22 protein-coding genes are annotated in these 23,520 nt (G+C 70.1%); 18 read left to right on the top strand and 4 right to left on the bottom strand.

Translation table 11 applies throughout. The features are described 5' to 3' along the window. Positions 1-94 precede the first annotated feature (94 nt). A complete protein-coding gene (locus tag ACTB72_RS08660) occupies positions 95-1,318 on the bottom strand; it encodes an ABC transporter substrate-binding protein (protein WP_463036593.1) in 1,224 nt (407 codons plus the stop codon). Positions 1,319-1,591: 273 nt separating this feature from the next. Between ACTB72_RS08660 and ACTB72_RS08655 the strand changes: the two genes are divergently transcribed. Then, entirely contained in the window at positions 1,592-2,401 is an 810-nt protein-coding gene (locus ACTB72_RS08655) for an IclR family transcriptional regulator (RefSeq protein ID WP_463036592.1), read from the top strand. A gap of 6 nt (positions 2,402-2,407) precedes the next feature. On the opposite strand, the gene ACTB72_RS08650 is transcribed toward ACTB72_RS08655, so the two are convergent. After that, positions 2,408-3,343 carry a carbohydrate kinase family protein gene (locus ACTB72_RS08650; RefSeq protein WP_463036591.1) on the bottom strand — a complete coding sequence of 312 codons (936 nt, stop codon included), beginning with the start codon at positions 3,341-3,343 and terminating at the stop codon, positions 2,408-2,410. A gap of 62 nt (positions 3,344-3,405) precedes the next feature. Continuing rightward, on the bottom strand, positions 3,406-4,602 hold the full coding sequence (locus ACTB72_RS08645) for an ROK family transcriptional regulator (protein WP_463036590.1): 1,197 nt from the start codon (positions 4,600-4,602) through the stop codon (positions 3,406-3,408). Positions 4,603-4,792: 190 nt separating this feature from the next. Between ACTB72_RS08645 and ACTB72_RS08640 the strand changes: the two genes are divergently transcribed. The 6 genes from ACTB72_RS08640 (at position 4,793) to ACTB72_RS08615 (ending at position 11,252) form a co-directional block, all read left to right on the top strand. Further along, positions 4,793-6,094 (top strand): ABC transporter substrate-binding protein, encoded by a 1,302-nt coding sequence (locus ACTB72_RS08640; protein ID WP_463036589.1) that lies wholly within the window; start codon positions 4,793-4,795, stop codon positions 6,092-6,094. Between the two features lie 142 nt (positions 6,095-6,236). Beyond that, complete coding sequence (locus ACTB72_RS08635) at positions 6,237-7,109, top strand: carbohydrate ABC transporter permease (RefSeq protein WP_463036588.1); 873 nt, start codon at positions 6,237-6,239, stop codon at positions 7,107-7,109. Between the two features lie 3 nt (positions 7,110-7,112). Continuing rightward, complete coding sequence (locus ACTB72_RS08630) at positions 7,113-7,943, top strand: carbohydrate ABC transporter permease (protein ID WP_463036587.1); 831 nt, start codon at positions 7,113-7,115, stop codon at positions 7,941-7,943. A gap of 27 nt (positions 7,944-7,970) precedes the next feature. After that, positions 7,971-8,969: an ABC transporter ATP-binding protein gene (locus tag ACTB72_RS08625; protein WP_463036586.1), complete on the top strand. Its 999-nt coding sequence runs from the start codon at positions 7,971-7,973 to the stop codon at positions 8,967-8,969. Continuing rightward, positions 8,966-9,736, top strand: a complete 771-nt coding sequence (locus tag ACTB72_RS08620; protein WP_463036585.1) for an L-iditol 2-dehydrogenase — start codon at positions 8,966-8,968, stop codon at positions 9,734-9,736. The genes ACTB72_RS08625 and ACTB72_RS08620 overlap by 4 nt, the downstream gene beginning before the upstream one ends. Positions 9,737-9,755: 19 nt before the next feature. After that, the gene (locus ACTB72_RS08615) at positions 9,756-11,252 is read left to right on the top strand and encodes a mannitol dehydrogenase family protein (protein ID WP_463036584.1); all 1,497 of its coding nucleotides are present in this window, start codon (positions 9,756-9,758) and stop codon (positions 11,250-11,252) included. A gap of 89 nt (positions 11,253-11,341) precedes the next feature. Here ACTB72_RS08615 and ACTB72_RS08610 read toward each other — a convergent pair whose 3' ends face one another. Next, positions 11,342-11,557, bottom strand: coding sequence for a DUF1127 domain-containing protein (locus ACTB72_RS08610; protein WP_463036583.1), 216 nt, complete (start codon positions 11,555-11,557; stop codon positions 11,342-11,344). A gap of 272 nt (positions 11,558-11,829) precedes the next feature. Here ACTB72_RS08610 and xylB point away from each other — a divergent pair, with 272 nt between their 5' ends. The 11 genes from xylB to ACTB72_RS08555 form a co-directional block, all read left to right on the top strand. Then, on the top strand, positions 11,830-13,320 hold the full coding sequence (xylB, locus tag ACTB72_RS08605; RefSeq protein WP_463036581.1) for a xylulokinase: 1,491 nt from the start codon (positions 11,830-11,832) through the stop codon (positions 13,318-13,320). Between the two features lie 331 nt (positions 13,321-13,651). Further along, positions 13,652-14,536, top strand: a complete 885-nt coding sequence (locus tag ACTB72_RS08600; RefSeq protein ID WP_463036580.1) for a polysaccharide deacetylase family protein — start codon at positions 13,652-13,654, stop codon at positions 14,534-14,536. 30 nt (positions 14,537-14,566) lie between these two features. Next, complete coding sequence (locus tag ACTB72_RS08595) at positions 14,567-15,505, top strand: hypothetical protein (RefSeq protein WP_463036579.1); 939 nt, start codon at positions 14,567-14,569, stop codon at positions 15,503-15,505. Beyond that, positions 15,502-16,080 carry a TRAP transporter small permease subunit gene (locus tag ACTB72_RS08590; RefSeq protein WP_463036578.1) on the top strand — a complete coding sequence of 193 codons (579 nt, stop codon included), beginning with the start codon at positions 15,502-15,504 and terminating at the stop codon, positions 16,078-16,080. The genes ACTB72_RS08595 and ACTB72_RS08590 overlap by 4 nt, the downstream gene beginning before the upstream one ends. Next, positions 16,077-17,366 carry a TRAP transporter large permease gene (locus ACTB72_RS08585; protein WP_463036577.1) on the top strand — a complete coding sequence of 430 codons (1,290 nt, stop codon included), beginning with the start codon at positions 16,077-16,079 and terminating at the stop codon, positions 17,364-17,366. Before ACTB72_RS08590 ends, ACTB72_RS08585 begins: the two co-directional genes overlap by 4 nt. Positions 17,367-17,416: 50 nt before the next feature. After that, positions 17,417-18,445: a TRAP transporter substrate-binding protein gene (locus ACTB72_RS08580; RefSeq protein WP_463036576.1), complete on the top strand. Its 1,029-nt coding sequence runs from the start codon at positions 17,417-17,419 to the stop codon at positions 18,443-18,445. A 227-nt stretch (positions 18,446-18,672) separates the two neighbouring features. Beyond that, positions 18,673-19,278, top strand: coding sequence for a GAF domain-containing protein (locus ACTB72_RS08575; RefSeq protein ID WP_463036575.1), 606 nt, complete (start codon positions 18,673-18,675; stop codon positions 19,276-19,278). Further along, positions 19,275-20,678, top strand: a complete 1,404-nt coding sequence (locus ACTB72_RS08570; RefSeq protein ID WP_463036574.1) for an MmgE/PrpD family protein — start codon at positions 19,275-19,277, stop codon at positions 20,676-20,678. The genes ACTB72_RS08575 and ACTB72_RS08570 overlap by 4 nt, the downstream gene beginning before the upstream one ends. Before the next feature lie 103 nt (positions 20,679-20,781). Continuing rightward, on the top strand, positions 20,782-21,300 hold the full coding sequence (locus ACTB72_RS08565) for a MaoC family dehydratase (RefSeq protein ID WP_463036572.1): 519 nt from the start codon (positions 20,782-20,784) through the stop codon (positions 21,298-21,300). Beyond that, entirely contained in the window at positions 21,300-22,454 is a 1,155-nt protein-coding gene (locus tag ACTB72_RS08560; protein ID WP_463036571.1) for an acyl-CoA dehydrogenase family protein, read from the top strand. The genes ACTB72_RS08565 and ACTB72_RS08560 overlap by 1 nt, the downstream gene beginning before the upstream one ends. Positions 22,455-22,554: 100 nt before the next feature. After that, a partial coding sequence (locus ACTB72_RS08555; RefSeq protein WP_463036570.1) for a TRAP transporter substrate-binding protein occupies positions 22,555-23,520 on the top strand: 966 nt, incomplete at its 3' end.

Below are 23,520 nucleotides of genomic sequence, written 5' to 3'. Positions count from 1 at the left end.
TGCGAGGCGCGCGGACGGGGAGGGTGGTGCGCGGCGGCGCGGGAGAGCGCCGCCGCGAAGGTCAGGGCCCGGGGCGCGAGGCCCCGAGAACCGGTCACAGGTCGGGGTCGACCTCACGCGTCGCGGCGGTTTTCGGCCACACCACGTAGCTGACTCCGTCCTGGATCTGCGCGGTCGGGGCCGGCAGATAGTCGGCGCCGCCCAGCGGCGAATGCGTCTCCGGGTCGAACACATAGCGACCGACCGAGCACGGGAAGTCGGTGGCCTTCATCGCCTCGGAGATCTTCGCGGGCTCCGCCGAACCGGCCGTGTCGAGCGCGTTGATCAGCACGCTCATCTGGCACCAGCCCATCGCGTGGTCGCCATTGGCGGCCACGCCGGTCATGCCCTTGAACATCTCCGCGAACTCGGCGTGGGCCTTGTTGTTGGCGGCGTCGAAGATCAGCGGCGACCACAGCAGGCCCTCGGCGGACGCGCCGGCGCCTTCCAGGAACTCGCCCCGGATCGGGTAGTAGATCGCGATGTGGCGCGAGGTCAGCCCCTGCTCCTTCAGCTGCTTGACCAGCGCGATGCCCGAATTGACCGAGGTGAACACCGAGATCACCACGTCCGGCTCATCGCCGCGCAGCTTGGAGATCTGCGGGTAGAAGTCGGCGTAGCCCAGCGACACGGTCTCGGACGAGCTGACGGTCCAGCCGCCGGCCTCGAACAGGGGCTTGGCGTATTCCATGTTGGATTTGCCGTAGTCGGTGTCCTCGACCACGAAGGCGACCGTCTTGTTCTTCGGCGTCAGCGTGCCGTCGTCGACCATCATCTTGACGGTCTCATAGAGCGTCGCGCCGTAGTTGTCGGAGTTGAAGCCGGTCTTCCAGAAGTTGGCGAAACGCTCGGGCTGCGCCTTCACCTTCTTGGCGATCTCGATCGAGACCGGCTGACCCGACATGGTGAATTTCCCGAAGGAGGCCGCGACCTCCATCACCGCCAGCGTGACCGAACTGGCGATGGTGTCGCCGATCAGGATGTCGACGTCGTCGCGGGTCAGCAGCTTCTGCGCGGCCGAAACGCCCTGCTCGGGGCGCGACGCGCTGTCTTCGAAGATCAGCTCGATCTGGCGCTTCTCGCCGTCGAGCTCGAGGCCGCCGGCGTCGTTGACCTGCGAGACGCGGGCCCTGATGGCGTCCTGCATCGACAAGCCGGACACCGCGGCGGGGCCGCTGAGCGGGCCGATCACGCCGATCTTCAGATCGTCCGCCTGCGCGGTCCCCAGCGTCAGCGCCGCGGCGAGCGATAGGCCCAGGGTCTTGGTCGTCATTTTCATGGTCGTCCTCCTGTCGGTTTCGTCATGGGGCGCGCCTTCGACGACGCGCCGGGCGGAGCCGGTCCGCGGCGCCGCGAGCGGGTCGTTTCGAAGGCGCTTCCATCCAGGGGCACCCGTGCGTCCCCGGTTCCGCGGCCTGCGCCGCGGCTCCTTCGGCCGAGTCCGCCCGGCCTTGCGGCGGGCTTTGTTGGCGCGAGAGTAGGAAGCGATGTGCAAAGCTGTCAACAGATGATATAAAGTATCATCTGACGATACTTGGCGAGGCACAAGACGATGAGCAGCGCGAAAAACCGACGGGCGAAGGATTCCGATAGCCCCACGCTGATCAATGTACGCGCAGTTCTGCGTGCCGTGTCGATTATGGAGGCGTTCAGCGTGGAGATGCCGCGGCTCGCGCTCAGCGAGGTGGCGGAGCGCGCCGGGCTCGACAAGAACACCGCCCGCCGGCTCCTGCACACGCTCGAAGGCGTCGGCTGGATCACCTACGCCGCCCGCGAGCGGACCTATGCGCTGGGCGCCGGCCTGATGGTGATCCAACCCGCCGTCGAATACGAGCGCCGTCTGCGCGAGGTCGCCCCCCCGGTGCTCGCCCGCCTGACCGCGCATACCGAGGCGACGTCGTTCCTCTGGACCGAATTCCGCCGCCACGCGCTTTGCGTCGAGCGGGTGCGCACCCATGCCCGCCTCGCCTCGGTCCGGTGGTCGGAGCCGGGGCGGATGATGCCGGCGAACTGCTCGGGCGGGCCGCGGATGATCCTCGCCCATATGGCGCCCGAGCGGCGAGCCGAACTGCTCGCGACCCCGCAACCCGCCTTCACCTCGAAAAGCGTCACCGACCCCGCGCAGCTGGAGCGTGACGCGGCCGCGATCGCGGCGCGGGGGTGGGAGCTGGCGGTGGACGATTACGCCATCGGCATGGCCGGGCTCTCGGCCCCGGTCTTCGACGCTCAGGGGCGGTTCCGGGCCGCGATCTCGATCACCGACCTGACGCACCGCATCGCGCCGCGCCCCGGGGAACGTCCGCGCCATCTCGACCTGCTGCTCGAAGCGACGGCGGAGGTCGGGGCCTATCTCGACCGCTGAGCGGGTCTAGGCCCCCGGCAGCTCGTCGCGCCGCGGAATGTCGGCGCCCCGCCGCGTGCAGGTGATCGAGGCGACGGCGGCGGCGAATTCCATCGCCGCGGTCAGCCGCGCCGCATCGAGCCCGCGGACCCCTTCCGCGGTCAGCGCCCCGCCTTCGTCGAGCGCGGTCAGCAGACCCGCGAGGAACGAGTCCCCCGCCCCGACCGTATCGGCCACCTCCACCTGCGGCGCGGGGCAGGTGACGTGGAGCGTATCGGTCCACGCCTCCGCCGCCTCGCCGCCGCGGGTCAGGGCGACCAGCGACGCGCCGAGCCCCAGCCAGCGCCGCGCGCCCTCCTCGGGCGACATGCCGGGATTGAGCGCCTCGAAATCCTCCTCCGACACCTTCACGATGTCCGAGCAGGTGGCGAAGGCGTCGACGCGGGTGCGCCACACCCCCATGTCGGGCTCCACGTTGGCGCGTATGTTGGGGTCGAGCGCCACCGGCAGCCCCGCCGCCCGCGCCCGACTGGCGAGCGCGAGGAAGCTGTCCCCGGTCGGCCGCGTCAGCAACGAAAAGCAGCCGAAGGCCAGCGCCCGGATCCCGCCCAGGTCCGGCAGATCGGCGCCGGTCACCGCCCGGTCCGCCGCGCCCTCGCCATGGAACACGTATTCCGCCGACCCGCCGGGCTTCACCTCCACCATCGCCAGCGTCACCGGGGCGGACTTGTCGACGAGGAACCGCGTGTCCACCCCCTCCGCCTCCAGCGCCGCGCGCAGCTTGCGGCCCATGACCCCGGCCCCGATCCCGGTGAGCAGCCCCGCGCCCCGCCCCAATCGCGCCAGCCCGATGGCCAGGTTGAAGGCCGAGCCGCCGATGCGCGCGTCGAGCCGGAAGCCCAGCGGATGTTCCTGGTCCACGAACACGTCGAACAGCGCCTCGCCGCAAACGAGAATGGTCATGTCGTGGATCCCCCTTGTCCGGCCGCCCTGCCCCGCCTGCCTATCCGATCCGCCGGGGTTCGTCAGGCCTCCGCCGGGCTTTCCAGGTTGCGCACGAAAATCGCGGGCTGGGCCGAGAACCGCCCGTGCAGCGGCAGGAACGCCGCGCCGAGCACCCGCGCGCCGGGCCCGGTCTCCCCGGCCGCAAAGCGGATCGGGGAGAGGCCGGCGAGGTTCACCCCCGCCATCGCGCCCCGGGTCGCGGCCACCAGCCGGTCGCGCCAGACCGGGTTCAGCACGCCGTCGATCACCGCCATCTCGAATTCCATCACCGAGCAGGCGGCCGCGCAGGCCCGCGCCAGCGCCGCCGCCGCGATCTCCATCCAGGCCCCGAACAGCGCGTCCCCGGCCTCCGACCGGGTCGCGCCGTAGATATGCGCCCGCGAATCCAGCCCCGCCGCCAGCATCGCCCGCTCCAGCGTGATCAGCGACGCGTCGTGGATCAGCTGCCGCGGCCGCCCGGCGTCGTCCTGCCCGCCCACGGGCAACGACCCGATGGCCCCGGCATTGCCCTTCGGCCCGTGCTGCAATTGCCCGTCGATCACCACGCCGCCGCCGACGAAGGTGGCGATGTAGATGTAGAGCGTGTTGGCCGCGGAGATCGCGCCGCCCAGCGCCAGCTCCGCCGCGCAGGCCGCGGTGGCGTCGTTGCAGAAGATCGCCTCCAGCCCCGTCTCCTCGGCCAGCACCGCGGCGGGGTCGAGCCCCGACCAGGCGGCGAGCGAGTTCGGCGGCAGGCCCAGCTCCTCCCACCACATGTCGAAATGGCCGGGCATGGCGACGCCGAGCCCGGCCAGCCGGTCCCGCGCGCCCGGCGGCGAGGCGTCGAGCACCGCGCGCACGCCGTCGCGCGCCGCCGCCATCACCAGATCGGGGAGGGGGGCGTGATGCTCGCGCTCCCACCGCGCGACGGGGGCGCCGAGGAAATCGATGACCAGCGCCTCGACCGAGCGGCGCCCGATCTTGACGCCGAGCGAGAACGCGCCGTCCGGATTCAGCGCCAGAGGGGTCTGCGGCTGACCCACCTTGCCGCGGACCTTGGCCTCCTTGATCAGGAGGCCGTCCTCCAGCAGCACGTTGACGATCACCGCGGCGGCCTGGGCCGATAGGCCGGTGGCGCGCGCGATCTCGGCCTTGGACAGAGGCCCGAAGCTGCGGATCGCCTGCACGATGGTGCGTTCGTTATAGGCGCGCAGCTTGCGCGTGTCCCCGCCTCGCACGGCTATGCGTCCTCCCTGCCCCGTCCTTAGTCGGGGATAGGGATAGGCGCCCCCGATTACAAAATCAACTTGATTTAGTAATTGACCGACTCAGCCGGCGATCCTATCAAAATGGCCGAAACAGGGCCGGCGCGGGAGGCGCTGAACCGGCCCGACCGCGATTCAAGAGCTTCAAGGGAGGACTCCGACGATGACCATCCGCTTCACGGCTCTGCTGACGGGGGCGCTGCTGGCGACCACGTCGCTGGCCTCCGCCGAGACGCTGACCATCGCCACGGTCAACAACGGCGACATGATCCGCATGCAGAAGCTGACCGACGATTTCACGTCGAAAAACCCGGGCATCGAGCTCGAATGGGTGACGCTGGAGGAGAACGTGCTGCGCCAGCGCGTGACCACCGACATCGCCACCAAGGGCGGCCAGTACGACGTGATGACCATCGGCACCTACGAGGTTCCGATCTGGGCCAAGCTCGGCTGGCTGCACCCATTGACCATGCCGGCCGACTATGACGTCGAGGACCTGCTGCCCTCGATCCGCGGCGGGCTGACCGCCGACGGCAAGCTCTACGCCGCGCCGTTCTATGGCGAGAGCTCGATGGTGATGTATCGCACCGACCTATTCGAGGCGGCCGGCCTCGACATGCCCGAGAAGCCCAGCTGGGACTTCGTGGCGGACGCGGCCCGCAAGCTGACCGACAAGTCGGCCGAGCAATACGGCATCTGCCTGCGCGGCAAGGCCGGCTGGGGCGAGAACATGGCGTTCCTCTCGGCCACCGCCAACAGCTTCGGCGCCAAGTGGTTCGACATGGACTGGAAGCCGCAGTTCGACAGCCCGGAATGGAAGCGGACCCTGCAGTTCTACGTCGACCTGATGAACGACGCGGGCCCTGCGGGCGCCTCGTCGAACGGGTTCAACGAGAACCTGGCGCTGTTCCAGACCGGCAAATGCGCCATGTGGATCGACGCCACCGTCGCCGCGTCCTTCGTGTCCAACCCCGACGACAGCTCGGTCGCGGATTCCGTCGGCTACGCGCTGGCGCCGGACAACGGCCTCGGCAAGCGGGCCAACTGGCTCTGGGCCTGGACGCTCGGCATCCCCGCGTCGTCCGAGAAGGTCGAGGCGGCCGAGAAGTTCATCGCCTGGGCGACCTCCAAGGGCTACGCCGAGCTGGTGGCGGCGAACGAGGGCTGGGCCAACGTGCCCCCGGGGACCCGCACCTCGCTCTATGAGAACCCGAAATACCAGGAGGCGGCGCCCTTCGCGGCCATGACCCTCGCCTCGATCCAGGCCGCGGACCCCAAGCATCCGACGGTCGACGAGGTGCCCTATGTGGGCGTGCAGTTCGTGGCGATCCCCGAATTCCAGGGCATCGGCACGGCGGTGGGTCAGCAGTTCTCCGCGGCGCTCGCCGGCCAGATCACCGTCGACCAGGCGCTGGCCAACGCCCAGACCCTGACCGCGCGCGAGATGAAGCGCGCCGGTTACTGAGACGCGGGGCAGGTCGTCGGGCGGCTGGTCCTCGCTGCCCGCCCGATGACCTGACCGCGCCCCGGCGCGGGCGGCAGGCCAGGCCCCCCCCTGGCCGCAGCCGCCCGCGCCTCTTCCCCACAGGGACCGGAGGGTCAGGCCCATGGCCACGCTTCACACGAAAACGGCGGCGCGCGCGATGATGGCGCCGGCGGTCATCCTGCTGCTGATCTGGATGGCCGTGCCGCTGGCCATGACGCTCTACTTCTCCTTCCTCCGCTACAACCTGCTGATGCCGGGGATGGAGGAATGGACCGGCTTCCTGAACTACGAATTCTTCCTCACCGACCCCGCCTTCCCCATCGCCGTGCAGAACACGCTTGTGCTCGTCGGCGGCGTGCTGGCGATCACGGTGATCGGGGGGGTGTTCCTCGCCCTGCTGCTCGATCAGCCGTTCTGGGGCCAGGGCATCGTGCGGCTGCTGGCGATCGCGCCGTTCTTCGTGATGCCCACCGTCTCGGCGCTGGTCTGGAAGAACATGCTGATGCACCCGGTGAACGGCCTCTTCGCCTGGATGGCGCGGGGGGTCGGGGCCGAGCCGGTGGACTGGCTGTCCTCCTTCCCCCTCCTCTCGATCATCATCATCGTGGCCTGGGCCTGGCTGCCCTTCGCGACGCTGATCATCCTCACCGCGCTGCAATCGCTCGACCGCGACCAGAAGGAGGCGGCGGAGATGGACGGCGCGGGCCCGGTGTCGATCTTCATCCACATCACGCTCCCCCATCTCGCGCGCGCACTGACGGTGGTGGTGCTGATCGAGACGATCTTCCTCTTGTCGGTCTTCGCCGAGATCCTGGTGACCACCTCGGGCGGTCCCGGCAACGCGTCGACCAACCTCGCCTATCTCATCTACACGCAGGCCCTGCTGCAGTTCGACGTCGGCACGGCATCCGCCGGCGGGGTCGTGGCGGTGATCCTGGCCAACATCGTGGCGATCTTCCTGATCCGGATGATCGGCAAGAACCTGGAGAGCTGAGCCATGCCGCGCACCGCCACCCGCCAGCGCAAGGCGCTGTTCACGCTGATCGGCTGGACCATCGGGCTCGTGCTGTTCTTCCCGATCCTGTGGACCATCCTGACGTCGTTCAAGACCGAGGTCGAAGCGGTCACCACGCCCCCGTCGTTCCTGTTCTTCGACTGGACCTTCGAAAACTATTTCGCGGTGCAGGAGCGGTCGAACTACTTCCTGCACGCGATGAATTCGGTGATCATCTCGGTCGGCTCCACCGCTCTGGGCCTGCTGGTCGGCGTGCCCGCCGCCTGGGCGATGGCGTTTTCGCCGACCCGGCGGACCAAAGACGTCCTGATGTGGATGCTGTCGACCAAGATGCTCCCCCCCGTCGGCGTGCTGGTCCCGATCTACCTGATCGCGCGGGACTGGGGCGTGCTCGACACCCGCGCGGCGCTGGTGGTTGTGCTGATGCTGATCAACCTGCCGATCATCGTGTGGATGCTCTACACCTACTTCAAAGAGATCCCCGGCGAGATCCTGGAGGCCGCGCGCATGGACGGCGCAAGCCTGCGGCAGGAGATCGTGTCGGTGCTGGCCCCGATGGCGGTTCCCGGCATCGCCTCCACCCTGCTGCTCAACATCATCCTCGCGTGGAACGAGGCGTTCTGGACCCTGAACCTCACCGCGGCGAAGGCGGCGCCCCTGACCGCCTTCATCGCCTCCTATTCCAGCCCCGAGGGCCTGTTCTGGGCCAAGCTCTCGGCCGCCTCCACCATGGCCATCGCGCCGATCCTGGTGATGGGCTGGTTCTCCCAGAAGCAATTGGTCCGCGGGCTGACCTTCGGCGCCGTCAAATAAGAACCGTCAAGAACGGGAGGAGTTTCCATGGGCGCGATCACCCTTCAGAACGTGGTCAAACGCTTCGGCGAGGCGCAGGTCATCCACGGCGTGGACCTGGAGATCGAGGACGGCGAGTTCGTGGTCTTCGTCGGCCCGTCGGGCTGCGGCAAGTCCACCCTCCTGCGCCTGATCGCGGGGCTGGAGGACGTGTCGGACGGCAAGATCCTGATCGACGGGACCGACGCGACCGACCTCGCGCCTGCCAGGCGTCGGCTCGCGATGGTGTTCCAGTCCTACGCGCTCTACCCGCATATGACGGTCGGCAAGAACATCGCCTTCCCGCTGAAGATGGCGGGCATGGACAAGGCCGCGATCGACGCCAAGGTCCGCGGCGCGGCGAAAATCCTCAACCTGACCGACTATCTCGACCGCAAGCCGGGCCAGCTCTCGGGCGGCCAGCGCCAGCGCGTCGCCATCGGCCGGGCCATCGTGCGCGAGCCCTCGGCCTTCCTCTTCGACGAGCCGCTGTCGAACCTCGACGCGGCCCTGCGGGTGAACATGCGCCTCGAAATCTCCGAGCTGCACCAGAGCCTCAAGACCACGATGATCTACGTGACCCATGACCAAGTGGAAGCCATGACCATGGCCGACAAGATCGTGGTGCTGCAGGGCGGGCGGATCGAACAGGTCGGCTCCCCGCTCGAGCTCTACCGCGCCCCGCGCAACAGGTTCGTGGCGGGCTTCATCGGATCCCCCGCGATGAATCTGGTCGAAGGGGCGGAGGCGGAGAAGGCCGGCGCGACCACCATCGGCGTGCGGCCCGAGCATTTCGTCCTGTCCCACGACAGCGGCCAATGGCGCGGCCGCGTCGGCGTGGCCGAGCATCTGGGCTCCGACACCTTCCTGCATGTGGAGGTGGAGGGCGTCGGCCCGGTCACCGCGCGCGCCAACGGCGAGTTCGAATCCCGCCATGGCGACACGGTCTACCTGACCCCGGAGGAGGGCCGCGTCTACCGCTTCGGCCCCGACGGGCTGGCGCTGTGACCCGGCTCGCGGGCAAGACCGCCCTGATCACCGGGGCCGGCCGCGGCATCGGCCTCGCCTTCGCGCAGGCCTATGCGGCGGAAGGCGCGCGCGTCGCGCTCGCAGACATCGACCTGCCGCGCGCCGAGGCCGCTGCGGCGACCATCCCCGGCGCCGTGGCGGTGCGAATGGATGTGTCGGACGTCGCCTCCATCGAGACCGCGGTGGCCGAGGCGGAAGCCGCGCTGGGCCACATCGACATCCTGATCAACAACGCCGCCCTCTTCGACGCCGCCCCCATCGTCGACATCGCCGAGGCGAGCTTCGACCGCCTGTTCTCGGTGAACGTCAAAGGCGCGCTCTTTTGCCTGCAAGCCGTCGCCCGGCGCATGATCGCGCGGGGAAAAGGCGGCAAGATCATCAACATGGCCTCCCAGGCCGGACGCCGAGGCGAGCCTCTGGTCGCGGTCTATTGCGCCACCAAGGCGGCGATCATCTCGCTGACCCAGTCGGCCGGGCTGGACCTCATCGCCCATGGCATCAACGTCAACGCCATCGCGCCGGGCGTGGTGGATGGCGAGCACTGGGACGGGGTCGACGCGCTCTTCGCCCGGCTCGAAAACCGGGCGCCGGGCGAAAAGAAGAAACAGGTGGGCGAGGCCGTGCCCTACGGGCGCATGGGAACCGCCGCCGACCTGACCGGCATGGCGATCTTCCTCGCCTCCGACGAGGCCGCCTACATCGTCGCCCAGACCTACAACGTGGATGGCGGCCAGTGGATGAGCTGACCCGCCTCAAGGAGCGGAAATGATCCGTCTGTCGCAAGCCTCCCTCGCCGCCCTGCCCGCCGGCGTGGCGGCGCCCGCCTATGACCGCGCGCGGGTGACCCCCGGCATCCTGCATGTGGGGGTGGGGAACTTTCACCGCGCGCATCTGGCGATCTACCTCGACGACCTCTTCGCCATGGGCAAGTCGCTCGACTGGGGGATCATGGGCGCCGGCGTGCGCGAAGCCGACGCCGGGATGCGCGAGCGGCTGGAGGCGCAGGACTGGCTCTCGACCGTGGTCGAGCTCGAACCCGGCGCGCTGCGCGCCCGGGTCTGCGGCGCGATGACCGGCTTCGCCCCCGTCGCCCCCGACAACGCGCCGCTGATCAAGGCGATGTGCGACCCCGCGATCCGCATCGTGTCGCTGACCGTGACCGAGGGCGGATATTTCCTCGACAGCGCCACCGGGGCCTTCGATGCGCACCATCCCCAGATCCTCGCCGACGCGGCCCATCCCGACCGGCCGGTCACCGTCTTCGGCGCGATGCTCGCGGCCCTGCGCCGCCGGCGCCACGCCTCGATCCCGCCCTTCACGGTGATGTCGTGCGACAACATCCCGGGCAACGGCCATGTGGCGATGGCGGCGCTGGTCGGGCTCGCCCGCCTGCACGACCCGGCCTTCGCCGACTGGGCGGCGGCGAACGTCGTCGCCCCCGACGGCATGGTCGACCGCATCGCCGTGGTCACCGACGACGCGCGGCGCGCCGTGCTGCGCGACGATTTCGGGCTCGACGACGCCGCCCCGGTCTTCTGCGAGCCGTTCCGGCAATGGGTGCTGGAGGACCGCTTCCCCACCGGCCGCCCGGAATTCGAGGCCGTAGGCGTCGCCTTCACCGGGAACGTCGCGGCCTATGAACGGATGAAGCTGCGCATCCTCAACGGCGGCCATGCCTGCATCGCCTATCCCGGCGCCCTGCTCGACTGCCATTACGCCCATGACGCGATGGCCCATCCGCTGGTCGCGGGCTTTCTCGACAAGGTGGAGACGGAGGAGATCGTGCCCATGGTCCCGCCGCCGCCGGGTCAGGACGTCTGGGACTACCTCGCGCTGATCAAATCGCGCTTCGCCAATCCGGAGGTGAAGGACACCATCGCGCGCCTCTGCCTCGACGGATCCAACCGCCAGCCGAAATTCATCCTGCCCTCGACGAAGGACCGGGTGGCGCAGGGCGCGCCGGTGACCGGACTGGCGCTCGAAAGCGCGCTCTGGTGCCGTTATCTCGCCGGGGTCAGCGAGTCGGGCCGCAAATACGTGCTGGAGGATGAGCAGGCCGAACGTCTGCAGGCGGCGGCGATGGCGGCGAAGACCGATCCGGCCGCGTTCCTCGCCCTGCGCGACATCTTCGGGGATCTGGCCGACGCGCCCGCCTTCGCCGAGGCGTTCGGCCAGGCGCTGAACAGGCTCTGGCGCGACGGGACCGCTTCGGTGCTGGAGCGGTATCTCGCCCTGCCCGCCGGCGCCCCGCTCGGCGCATGAGCCGCCCCGGACAGGCTTCGGGCCCGCGCAAGGCGGGCCCGATCGGGTCGTTCAACTTCGGCGCCGGGAGATCCCCGGGCCTGCGTGGGTCAGACGTTGACGCCGTAGGCGGCGCGGGCGGCGGCGGCGGGGATGTCCCCACGCTCCAGCCCGATATCGGCGAGCGCGCTGTCCGACAGCCGCTCCAGCGAGGCGCGGGTGCGGGCGAAGGACCGGCGACGGGCGAGGCCGTCCATCAGGTCGCGGAAGAAGCCGGCGCCGGCGGTGGAACGGGCGGAAGCGTGCGTGAAAGCGAGCGAGGTCATGTCGTGTCTCCAGGGCGTGACAGGCGACGCCGCGGCGAGGGCCGGGGATATCCCGGCCGTGTCCGCGGCGAACCTGCATATGCGATGCGGTTTCGGGGCCGCGCGGCGCCAGGTGGCTGGCCGCGCTTCGGCGCGCATTCGGCGCCGCTGTTGAGACGGCATGTAGACCGGCGCGCAGATCCGGAAAAGAGGGTGTGCGAACAAATCCGTCATGCAACTGACGCATGGCGTGTCGCCTGTGGGTTAACGCAGCGCCCCAAAGGGCTCCGCGCATGACCGGGGCGGTGGGCATGGCGGGCGCCGCGGGCGGCGGGCGCTACCTGGGGCTGGACCTGGGAACCTCCGGCGTCAAGGCGCTGCTGATCGACGCGGCGCAGCGCGTCGTCGCCTCCGCCGAGGCCGGGCTGGAGTTGTCGCGGCCGCGTCCGGGATGGTCGGAGCAGGCGCCGGACGCATGGCTCGCCGCCGCCGACCGGGCGGTGGCCGCGCTCGCCAGGCAGGCGCCCGAGGACATGGGCCGGGTCCGCGGCATCGGCCTCTCGGGCCAGATGCATGGCGCGACCCTTCTGGATGAGGCCGACCGGCCGCTGCGGCCCTGCATTCTGTGGGACGACGTGCGCGCCTCGGTCGAGGCGGCGGCGCTCGACGCGGATCCGCGGTTTCGGGCGATTTCCGGCAACATCGTGTTCCCGGGGTTCACGGCGCCGAAACTGGTCTGGGCGGCGGCGCATGAGCCGGCGCTCTTCGCCCGTGTCCGCAAAGTGCTGCTCCCCAAGGATTATCTGCGGTTGTGGCTGACGGGAGGCCATGTGTCGGACGTCTCCGACGCCGCCGGGACCGGATGGGTAGACACCGGCGCCCGGGCCTGGTCGCCCGAGCTGCTGGCGGCGGGGGGGATGACGCGCGCGCAGATGCCCGATCTGGTCGAGGGGACCGAGGTCTCCGGGACCCTGCGCCCCGCGCTCGCCCGGCGCTGGGGGATGCCCGAGGGGATCGTTGTGGCGGGCGGTGGCGGCGACAATGCGGCGTCGGCCATCGGGACCGGCGCGGTGACGCCCGGCGCGGCCTTCGTGTCGCTGGGCACCTCGGGGGTGCTCTTCGCGGCCACCGACCGCTATCTGCCCGCGCCCGGCAGCGCGGTGCACGCCTTCTGCCACGCCCTGCCCGGCATGTGGCACCAGATGGGGGTGATCCTGTCGGCGGCCTCGGCGCTCGACTGGTTCGCGCGCATCGCCGGCCAGCCGGCCTCGGCCCTGGTGGCGGAGCTTGGCGGGCGGACGGAGGCCCCCGGCCCCGTCGCCTTCCTGCCCTATCTGGCCGGGGAGCGGACGCCCTATAACGACGCCGCCATCCGCGGCGGCTTCTTCGGCCTGTCGCATGCCGCCGACCGCCCCGCGCTGACCCGCGCGGTGATGGACGGCGTCGCCTTCGCGCTGCGCGATTGCCTGGAGGCCCTGCGCGCCGCCGGCCAGGATGTGGAGCGGGCGACGGCGGTGGGCGGGGGCAGCCGGTCGCGGGTCTGGCTCGCCTCAGTCTCCAACGCGCTGGGCGTGCCCATCGACATCCCCGCTTCCGGCGCGTTCGGCGCGACGCTCGGCGCCGCCCGCCTGGCGCTGATCGCCGCCGAAGGCGCGGACCCGATGACGGTCTGCGCCCCCCCCGCCACCGAATCCGAGATCCTGCCCGATCTCGCCTTCGCCGACGCCTACGCGGCCGCCTATGCGCGGCATCGCGCCCTCCACCCCGCGCTGGGCGCCGTCTAGGCCCCGAAGGCCCCCCCATCGGGTCGCCGCGGTCTCCTCCCGCGCCGCACCTGCAACCTGCGCCGCGTCGGTCCTCCGCCGCGGCGCTTTTTTTTGCCGAGCCGCGGCGCTTTTTTTCGGAATTGATACGGGATTACGCCGCCGCTCCAGGCGATGATGTCCTGTCTTTTAAGCAACCCCTCCGATATTCCGCCTATGCGGCAGGCGCTTGAGGTCCCGTCGGAGGGAAACCATGCAGTCCGCTCCACGCAGCCGCTTGACAAGTCCTGTCCGGACCTGAATGTTAAATTTGTCCGGACAATTCCGAGTCCGGACCGCGACGGAGGAAGACATGACGGGCGAACTCAGCTGGCCGGACGGCAAGACCCTGGCGTTGTCCCTGGTGGTCAATGTCGAGGAAGGCTCCGAAATGAGCATCGCCGACGGCGACAAGAAGCCGGAGCCGGTGGACGAACTGGGCGTGGCGCTCGGCGCCCCCATCCGCAATTACGCCAACGAATCCAACTACCAATACGGCATCCGCGCCGGCGGGCCGCGCATCTTCAAGCTGCTGAAGAAGCACGGCGTGACCACCACGGTCACCGCCGCGGCGCTCAGCCTCGAACGCGCCCCCCATATCGCCGAGATGATCCGCGAGGGCGGGCACGAGCCGACCTCCCACGGCTATCGCTGGATCCACCAGTTCTCCTACGACGAGCCGCGCGAGCGTGAGTTCATCGCCAAGGCCGCGACTTCGATCGAGGCGACCACCGGCACGCGCCCCAACGGCTGGCTCTCCCGCTACCTCCACACGCCGCGCACCCGCCGGCTGCTGGTGGAGGAGGGCTATTCCTACCACATGGACGACCTCTCCGACGACGTGCCCCGCTGGGAAGGGGTGGAGATGGCGGACGGTTCCACAAAACCGCTGATCTGCATGCCCTACGCCATCGACACCAACGACATGAAGTTCTGGACCTCGCCCTCGCTGACCCCGCAGGCCTGGCTCGACTATGCGCGGGCGTCCTTCGACTGGCTGCTGAAGGAGAGCCGGGACGAGGGGCCGAAGATGCTCAATGTCGGCCTGCATCTGCGCATCATCGGCCGGCCGGGGCGGATCGGGGCGCTGGACCAGTTCCTCAAACATGTCGCCGCCGCTCAGGACGAGGGCGTGTGGATCGCCCAGCGCGGCCAGATCGCCGACCGCTTCGCCGCCTGCTGTCCCTGGCAGGGCTGACATGAAACGGCGCCCCCGACGGTTCCCGGCATGAGCGCCACGCTGCGCCAGATCGCCCAGCGGGCGCCGGTGATCATGCTGGGGGCGCTGGCGGCAGGCCTCGCTTCGCCCGACGCGGCCGCGGTGGTGCGCCCCGCGGTGGCGCCGTTGTCGGTGGCGCTGGTGGTGCTGTCGATGCTGCGGGTGGAGCCGGCGAAGCTGCGCGCCGCCTTCGCGCGGCCCGGCCATATCCTCGCGGTCTGCGTGGTGATGCTGGTGGTCACGCCGGCGCTCGCCGCAGGCCTGGTGCTGGCGGCGGGGGGCCCGGGCTGGCTCGCCACCGGGCTCGCGCTGGCGGCCGCCGCGCCGCCGCTCTCCTCCGCCGCGGCCTTCGCCATTCTGGTGCGGATCGAACCCGCTCTGGTCGTGGCGCTGTCGATCCCCGCCACGCTCGCCGCCCCCGCCACCGTCTGGGCGGTCACCGCGCTGATGCCGGGGCTGGAGCAGGGGGTGGACGTGTCGGCCCTCGCGCTGCGCCTAGCCGGCCTGATCGGCGCCGCCTTCGCCCTGTCGCTGCTGGCGCGAAAACTCATCGGGGCCGAGGCGGTGAACCGCGCGTCCCTGCCGCTCGACGCCGCCGCGGTGTCGCTGATGGCGCTGATCGGCTTCGCGGTGACCGACGACATCGGGCCGGCGCTTTCCGCGGACCCCGCCGGGTGGTTCGCCCTCCTCGGCCTGACCTGGGCGCTTTCCATCGGCTCCTGCCTCGCCGCCGTCACCCTCTTCCGCGGCGCCGGGCGGGACCGCGCCGCGGCGGCGGGGTTGGCCTCCTCGGTGCGCAACATGGCGCTGATGGTCGCCGCGGTCACCGGCGCGGTCGAGGAGCGCGCGGCCCTCGTCGTCGTCACCGCCCAGATCCCCATTTACGCGGCGCCTCTGCTGATGCGCCCGCTTTTCGCCCGGTTGCGGCGCGCAGGAGGCACGGCATGAGCCGGGATCGGGATATCGAGGCGCGGTTCGACCGGGCCGTGCAGGCGGCGTCGCGCTGGTCGGCGCGGCTCGGCGGACTGGCGGTGCTGGCCTGCGCGGTTCTGGTGACGGCCGAGGTGATCCTGCGCAACCTGCCCGGGGGCTTGGGCGCCGAGATCGGGCTGCACAGCTTCGAGCTGACCAATTTCGGCTTCGCCGCCGCCGTCGCCTTCGGGTTTTCCTACGCGCTGACCGAGCGGGCGCATATCCGCATCGACCTGATCTACGCCCGCCTGCCGCTCGCGACCCGCGCCATCCTCGACACGCTGGCGCTGATGTCGCTGGCCTCGATGGCCACGACCATGGCGATCCACGGCTGGGGCGTCGCCATGCGCAGCGCCGCGATGGGGGCGATGCCCAATTCCACGCTCCGCCTGCCGCTGGCGATCCCGCAATCGGTCTGGGCCACGGGGCTCACCTGGTTCGCCGGCATCGCCGTGCTGCTGACGGCGCAGGCCCTGCTGCGCCTCGCGCGCGGCCGTTTCGCGCAAGTCCACGCCGCCTCCGGCGTGGTCCGCGAGGAGGAGACCGCATGACCGGCGTCGCCGCCCTGATCCTCGCGGGCCTGATCGCGCTCGCCCTGCCCGTGGCCGCCGTGCTGGGCATCCTCGCCGTCAGCCTGTCGGAGGTCTATTCGTTCTTCCCGCTGCTCCCGGCGCTGGGCGAGATCCTGTGGTCCGCCTCCACCGAATTCGTGCTGGTCGCGGCGCCCATGTTCATCCTGATGGGCGAGATCCTGCTGCGGGCCGGCATCGCCCGGGACATGTATGAGGGCGTGGACGCCTGGGTGAACCGCATCCCCGGCGGGCTGATGCACACCAACATCGCCTCCTGCACCTTGTTCGCCGCGACCTCGGGGTCCTCGGTCGCGACGGCGGCCACCATCGGCACCGTGGCGATCCCGAACATGACGCGGCTGGGCTACAACCCCTCGCTCTATCTCGGCTCGATCGCCGCCGGCGGCACGCTGGGCATTCTCATTCCGCCCTCCGTGAACATGATCCTCTACGGGGTGCTGGCGGAGGTGTCGGTGACGCGCCTCTACCTCGCCGCCCTGATCCCGGGGCTGCTGCTGGCGGGGCTCTTCTCCGCCGTCATCGCCGGCATCTGCATCGCGCGCCCCGGGCTCGACGGCGGGCGGGGGGAGGCGGACTGGCCGGCGCGCTGGCGCGGGCTGCGGGCGCTCGCCGCGCCGCTCGGGCTATTCGGCGTCGTGGTCGGCTCGATCTACGCCGGCCTCGCCACGCCCACCGAGGCCGCCGCGCTCGGCGTCGTCGCGTCCCTGGCGCTGGCGGCGTCGCGCGGAAAACTTTCGCGCGCCTCGCTCTGGGCGGCGCTGGAGGGGGCGATGCGCACCACCGCGATGGTGATGCTGATCGTGGTCGCGGCCTTCTTCCTCAACTTCGTCATGGTCTCCATCGGGCTGACCACGGCGATCACCGACGCGATGACCGGGCTCGACGTGTCGCCGGTGACGGTGATCCTCATCATCGTCTGCGCCTATCTGGTGCTCGGCTGCTTCATGGAGACCTTGTCCCTGATGGTCGCCACCACCCCCGTCGTCGCCCCGGTCGTGGCAGCCCTCGGCTACGACCTGGTGTGGTTCGGGGTGCTGTTCATGATCCTGATCGAGGCGGCGCTGATCACGCCCCCCATCGGGGTCAACCTCTTCGTGGTGCAGGGCGTGCGCGGCGCGTCGCCGGGGCCGATCCGGCAGGTGATGCTCGGGGCCACGCCCTTCCTCGCCATGATGCTCGTCATGATCGGGCTGCTGATCCTCGCGCCCGGCCTGGCGATGTGGCTGCCCGGGATCGCGATGTGAGCGGGCGCGCGATGAAAACCAAAATGACCAACAGGACGGAGGGACTAGGCATGCGGATCAGGACCATTCTGGCGGGGGCCGGCGCGCTCATCGCGGCGACCGGGGCGGCGCAGGCGCTCACGGTGAACGTGGTGGGCAATCTGGGCATCACCACCCAGTCCAAGCTGCTCGAGCGGCCGTTCTGGGAGGAGAAGGTCGAGGCGCTGTCGGGCGGCGACATCAAGGCCAACTTCAAGCCCTGGAACGAGATGGGGCTGAAGGGCCCCGAGCTCTTCCGCCTGCTCGGCCAGGGCGTGATGAACATCGCCACCGGCCAGCTCGGCCATTCGGCCGGCGACGTGCCGATCAACGACGCCACCGACCTCGCCGGCCTCAACCCCACCATCGAGGAATTCAAGGCGGTGACCGAGGCGTTCCGCCCGGCGCTGGTCGACTACTACGCGAAGAACCTCGGGCTGGAGATCCTGTCGCTGCACTCCTACCAGGCGCAGATCCTCTATTGCCGGGACGCATTCGCCGGGCTCGCCGACCTGAAGGGCAAGAAGGTGCGCTCGTCCGGCGCCTCCCAGGCCGACTTCATCGAGTATTTCGGCGGTCAGGCCGTGGCCATGGCCTTCGGCGAGGTCCAGCAGGGCCTGCAGCAGGGCGTGATCGACTGCGCCATCACCGGCACGCTCGGCGGCTATTCGGCCAAGTGGCATGAGGGCGCGAAGTTCCTCTACACCCTCCCCGTCAACTGGGGCGCCGGCGCGACCATGGCCAACAAGGCCTGGTGGGACGGGCTGCCCGAGGACGAGCGCGCCACGCTGCGCGACGGGATCAAGGCGATGGAGGCCGAGATGTGGGCGCTCAACGCCGAGGAAAACGAGATCGGCATCGCCTGCAACACCACCGGCCCCTGCCCCGAGGGCGAGCCCGCCGGCATGACCCGCGTCGACCCGACCCCCGAGGACGTGGCGCTGCGTCGCGAGGCGATGATCGAGGGCGTGCTGCCCGGCTTCAAGACCCGCTGCGGCGACGCCTGCGTGGCGCTGTGGAACGCCGATATCGGTCCGGTCGTCGATCTGACCATCAAGTGATCCGGCCCGCGGCGGGGGCCACGCCCCCGCCGCCCTTCTCCGCACGGCGCGCCCCCTGTCGACGCCGTGCGGAGGGTCGCCCGGGCCGCGTGTTGGCCAGGCCCGGGCGACCCTGCCTCCCGCGGCGGTCTTTGCCGGGCCGCTGCGGGAGGGTCTTTCGATCCGGGCCGACCCCGCCTCGGCCCACGCCGCAACCTCCGCCCGCCCCGCCGCCCGAGGATCCGACCATGCCCCGCCTGACCGACCCGGACTTCGACGCCCTGCTGACGACCGCCGCCCAGGGCGCCGCCGCGGCGGGCGACCTGGAAAGCGCGCTGGCGGCGCTGACCGCCGCCGCGCAGGCGGGGCTCGGCGACCCCGACGCGGCCGCCGCCCCCGGCGGGCTGATGGAGGGGGAGCGCGACTACCGCATCGGCGGCGTGTTCCTCGTCACCCCCGACCGCCGCTACAACATGCTGGTCGCCTCCGCCGGGTTCCCGCCCGAGCAGCGCCGCCTCGCGATCCCCATCGCGTGGAACCATCCCGGCGCGGTGGTGGCGGAGGGCCGGCCCGTGCTGGTCCCCAACACCGACGCCGACGCGGGCTTCCGCCAGTTCCTGCGCACCTCCCGCATGGGGTCCTCGATCTACCACCCGTTCTTTTCCGGCGGGCGGCTGGTCGGTCAGACCGTCGCCGCCGCTCAGGCCCGGCTGACCTATGACGCGACCGACCTCGCCCGGCTGGGCCGGCTGGCCGAGGCCGCAGCCCTCGTCTGGACCGCCCGCGCGGGCGAGGCCTGGCTCGCCGCCGATTATCCCGCCCCCGACCTTTGGCGCGCGGAGGAGCACGCATGACCGACCAGACCCCAATCATCGACGTGATCGTCGACCACGTGCGCGGCGCGCGGTTCGAGGATCTTTCGCCCCATGACCTGCACCGGGCGCGCACCTACCTGCTGGATACGCTCGGCGTCGCCATCGCGGGATCCCGCGGGGCCGCGATCGACGCGCTGATCGACACCGCCCGCGGCTGGGGCGACGGCGACGAGGCCACCGTCTGGGTCACCGGCGAGCGCCTGCCCGCTACCCAGGCCGCGGTGGTCAACGCCTACCAGATCCATTGCCTGGAATATGACTGCGTGCACGAGGCCGCGGTGGTGCATCCCATGGCGACGGTGCTTTCGGCGCTGATGGCCTATTGCGAGCGTCGCGCCGGTCAGGGCCGCCCGGTCACGGGGCGGGATTTCCTGCTGGCGCTCTGCATCGGGGTGGATGTGGCGACTTTGCTGGGCGTCGCCGCGGTCGGCCCGATCCGCTGGTTCCGCCCCGCCACCGCCGGCGGCTTCGGGGCCGTCGCCGCCATGGCCCGGCTGGAGGGTCTGGACAAGTCCGGGGTGAAGGACGCATTCGGCGCGATGTATGGCCAGACCTCCGGCACCCTGCAGCCGCATGTCGAAGGCTCCCCGGTGCTCGGCCTCCAGATCGGCTTCAACGCCCGCGGCGCCATCTGCGCGCTGGATCTGGCGAAGGCCGGGTTCCGCGGCCCGCATGACGTGATCGACGGGCCCTACGGCTATCTGCGCCTTCTGGAGGACGACCAGTTCGACCTCGCCCCCATCCGCGAGAAGATGGGGACCGAGTGGCAGATCTCGCGCCTGTCGCACAAGCCCTTCCCCTCCGGCCGGCTGACCCATGGCGTGGTCGACGCGCTGAGGCGGCTGACCGGGACCCACGGCTTCGCCCCCGACGACGTGGCGGCCGTGCGCGGAACCGCCCCGCCGCTGGTCACCCGCCTGGTCGGGCGCCCCGACATCCCCAATCCCGAGCCGAACTACGCCAAGCTCTGCCTGCGCTACGTCGCCGGCGCGTGGCTGGCGCGCGGCGAAGTCGACGTGACCGAGTTCTCCGACCCCGCGGTGCTGTCCGACCCGCGGATCCACGCCTTCGCCGCGATGGTGGAGGTGGAGACCGACGCCAACCCCAGCCAGAGCGCGCTCGCGCCCCAATGGTGGCAGGTGACGCTGAAGGACGGGACGGTCCACGAGATCGCCCTGCCCCAGATCTACGGCCACCCCGACGCCGCGCTGACCGACGCCGAGAACTTGGCGAAATTCCGTCGCTGCGTCGGCTGGGGCCGCGCCCCGATGCCGGCGGAGGCCGCCGACGCCCTGATCGAAACCGCGGCAAGGGTCGAGACCCTGCCCGACGCCGCCCTCCTCGCCCGGATGACGGTGATCGCGGCGGCGCGAGGCTAGAGGCAAATTTGTCCGGACAACTCCTTGACAGAATCGCGACCAAAGCCCGATAGTCCGGACAAATGCGGCGCCACCGCCGCGTCAGAAGAAGGCGACCCAGACCATGGCCGGAACCATCGAGAAAGTCGGCGAGAACCGTTACCGGGAGCGCTTCGGGCGTTACTTCGAGGATTTCCAGCCGGGCGACATCTATGAGCACCGCCCCGGCCGGACCATCACCGAGACCGACAACACCTGGTTCACGCTGCTGACCATGAACACGCATCCGATGCATTTCGATGCGGAATACGCCAAGCATTCCGAGTTCGGCAAAGCCATCGTCTGCTCGCCGCTCACCGTGGCGCTGATGGTCGGCATGTCGGTCACCGACGTCTCCCAGAAGGCCATCGCCAACCTCGGCTGGACCGACATCAAGCTGACCCATCCCCTCTTCGCCGGCGACACGCTGACGGCCGAATCCGAGGTGATCGAGAAGCGCGAGAGCAAGTCCCGCCCCGGCGCCGGCCTCGTCACCGTCGCCACCCGCGGCTTCAATCAGGACGGCGTCATGGTCTGCTCCTTCGTGCGCACCGTGCTCGTCGCCAAGGTGGGCTTCGAGAACGAAGCGAAGGCGGGCTACTGATGGCCGCCCAGCTTTCCGACGACGACCGCATGATCCTCGACGCGGTGGAGAAGTGGCTGGAGCGCGACGTGCGCCCCCATGTGCTCCGCCTCGAACATGCCGACGAGTGGCCCGAGGAGATGGTCGGCCAGATGGCCGAGCTCGGCCTCTTCGGCGCGACGATCCCCGAGGAATACGGCGGGCTCGGCCTGTCGGCGACCACCTACGCGATGATCGTGGAGAAGATCGCCGAGACGTGGATGAGCCTTTCGGGGATCTTCAACTCGCACCTCATCATGGCGTCCTGCGTCTCCCGCATGGGCACGCCGGAGCAGAAGGCCGAATGGCTGCCCCGCTTCGCCACCGGCGAACTGCGCGGCGGCCTCGCGCTGACCGAGCCCGACGCGGGCACCGACCTTCAGGGCATCCGCACCCGCGCCCGCAAGGACGGCAATGGCTACGTCATCAACGGCACCAAGACCTGGATTTCGAACGGCATCCACGGGTCGATCTTCGCGCTGCTGGTCAAGACCGATCCGGAGGCGAGCCCCCGCCACAAGGGCATGTCGATGTTCCTCGCCGAGAAGGGCGAGGGGTTCACGGTGTCCAGGAAGCTGGAGAAGCTGGGCTACAAGGGCATCGACAGCGCCGAACTGGTCTTCGACGACTTCCATGTCGGCGGCGACCGCCTGATCGGCGGCGTCGAGGGCCGCGGCTTCCAGACCGCCGTCGGCGGGCTCGAGCTGGGCCGGATCAACGTCGCCGCGCGCGGCTGCGGGCTCGCTTCGGCCGCGCTGAAGGACTCGGTCAGATACGCCCAGATCCGAAAGACCTTCGGAAAACCGATCGGGGAGCATCAGGCCATCCAGCTGATGCTGGGCGAGATGGCCGTTCGCGCCCGCGCCGCCACCCTGCTGACCTATGACGCCGCCGCGGCCTATGACCGGGGCGAGCGCTGCGACATGGAGGCGGGGATCGCGAAATACGCCGCCTCCGAAGCCGCGGTCGCCAACAGCCTGGACGCCATGCGCATCCACGGCGGCTACGGCTATTCCAAGGAGCTGCATGTGGAGCGGTATTACCGCGACGCCCCCCTGATGTGCATCGGCGAGGGCACCAACGAAATGCAGCGCATCATCATCGCCCGGCAGCTGATGGAGCGGGCGCCGGCCTGATCCCTGGGGGCGCGCCCGCAAGGCGCGCCCCTTTTTCCATGCCGCGACCCCGCGCAGAACGGGGCCGGCCCCCTGACCAACAGCCAACGGAGGTTCGCATATGCTCATGCGCCTAGCCCTGGCCGGCCTCGTCGCCGGCGCGCTCGCCCATCCCGCCGCCGCCGTGGAATGGGACGTGGCCTATCCCTGGGGGGCCACCGAATTCCACACCCTCGACGGCATGAACTACGCCAAGGCGGTCGAGGAAGCCACGAACGGCGAGGTGAAGCTCACCATCCACCCCGGCGGCGCGCTCGGCATCAAGGCCAACGAGAGCCTGCGCGCGGTCGAGGACGGCGCCGTCCCGATGGCCGAATACGGCATGTTCCAGAATGTGGGCGACCTGCCGATCCTGGGCATCGAGGCGCTGCCCTTCCTGGTCAAGGACTACGCCCAGCTGAAGGTCATGCATTCCCTGGTCCGCCCGATCTGGGAAGCCGAGCTGGAGAAGCGGAACCAGAAGGCGCTCTACATGGTGCCGTGGCCGTCGCAGAACTTCTTCACCAAGAAGGAGATCGCCACCTTCGAGGATTTCGAAGGCATCAAGATGCGCACCTATGACGCCAACACCGCGACCATGGTCTCGCGGCTCGGCATGGCGGCGCTGCAGATGAACAACGCCGACATCGTGCCGGCGCTCGCCACCGGCAAGCTCGACGCGGTGATGACCTCGGGCTCCACCGCCGCGGCGCAGAAATACTGGGAATTCCTCGACCACGTCTACAACACCAACCACCTGTGGGCGACCAACGTGCTGGTGGTGAACCTGGACTACTGGAACGAGCTGACCGACGAACAGCGCACGATCATGGAGGACCTGGCCAGGAAGATGGAGCCGGAGTTCTGGGCGATTTCGGAGGCCGAGCACGCGACCCGCATGAAGCAGCTGACCGACAACGGCATGACCGTGCAGGCCCCGCCGGCCGATGTGCTGGCGAAGATGAAGGAGGTCACCGCCGACATGGCCGACGACTTCATCGCCCGCGTGCCCGAGGCCGGGCCGATCATCGCCGCGTTCAAGGCCAAG

Source organism: Albimonas sp., from assembly GCF_055129145.1.
This window is presented reverse-complemented; position numbering and strand designations above follow the sequence as displayed.

Coding starts and splice junctions, on each gene's coding strand:
- ACTB72_RS08660 (WP_463036593.1), bottom strand. CDS start 1,318: ATGAAAATGACGACCAAGACCCTGGGCCTATCGCTCGCCGCGGCGCTG.
- xylB (WP_463036581.1), top strand. CDS start 11,830: ATGACCGGGGCGGTGGGCATGGCGGGCGCCGCGGGCGGCGGGCGCTAC.
- ACTB72_RS08640 (WP_463036589.1), top strand. CDS start 4,793: ATGACCATCCGCTTCACGGCTCTGCTGACGGGGGCGCTGCTGGCGACC.
- ACTB72_RS08580 (WP_463036576.1), top strand. CDS start 17,417: ATGCGGATCAGGACCATTCTGGCGGGGGCCGGCGCGCTCATCGCGGCG.
- ACTB72_RS08615 (WP_463036584.1), top strand. CDS start 9,756: ATGATCCGTCTGTCGCAAGCCTCCCTCGCCGCCCTGCCCGCCGGCGTG.
- ACTB72_RS08630 (WP_463036587.1), top strand. CDS start 7,113: ATGCCGCGCACCGCCACCCGCCAGCGCAAGGCGCTGTTCACGCTGATC.
- ACTB72_RS08655 (WP_463036592.1), top strand. CDS start 1,592: ATGAGCAGCGCGAAAAACCGACGGGCGAAGGATTCCGATAGCCCCACG.
- ACTB72_RS08610 (WP_463036583.1), bottom strand. CDS start 11,557: ATGACCTCGCTCGCTTTCACGCACGCTTCCGCCCGTTCCACCGCCGGC.
- ACTB72_RS08635 (WP_463036588.1), top strand. CDS start 6,237: ATGGCCACGCTTCACACGAAAACGGCGGCGCGCGCGATGATGGCGCCG.
- ACTB72_RS08585 (WP_463036577.1), top strand. CDS start 16,077: ATGACCGGCGTCGCCGCCCTGATCCTCGCGGGCCTGATCGCGCTCGCC.
- ACTB72_RS08570 (WP_463036574.1), top strand. CDS start 19,275: ATGACCGACCAGACCCCAATCATCGACGTGATCGTCGACCACGTGCGC.
- ACTB72_RS08650 (WP_463036591.1), bottom strand. CDS start 3,343: ATGACCATTCTCGTTTGCGGCGAGGCGCTGTTCGACGTGTTCGTGGAC.
- ACTB72_RS08565 (WP_463036572.1), top strand. CDS start 20,782: ATGGCCGGAACCATCGAGAAAGTCGGCGAGAACCGTTACCGGGAGCGC.
- ACTB72_RS08590 (WP_463036578.1), top strand. CDS start 15,502: ATGAGCCGGGATCGGGATATCGAGGCGCGGTTCGACCGGGCCGTGCAG.
- ACTB72_RS08595 (WP_463036579.1), top strand. CDS start 14,567: ATGAGCGCCACGCTGCGCCAGATCGCCCAGCGGGCGCCGGTGATCATG.
- ACTB72_RS08600 (WP_463036580.1), top strand. CDS start 13,652: ATGACGGGCGAACTCAGCTGGCCGGACGGCAAGACCCTGGCGTTGTCC.
- ACTB72_RS08560 (WP_463036571.1), top strand. CDS start 21,300: ATGGCCGCCCAGCTTTCCGACGACGACCGCATGATCCTCGACGCGGTG.
- ACTB72_RS08625 (WP_463036586.1), top strand. CDS start 7,971: ATGGGCGCGATCACCCTTCAGAACGTGGTCAAACGCTTCGGCGAGGCG.
- ACTB72_RS08575 (WP_463036575.1), top strand. CDS start 18,673: ATGCCCCGCCTGACCGACCCGGACTTCGACGCCCTGCTGACGACCGCC.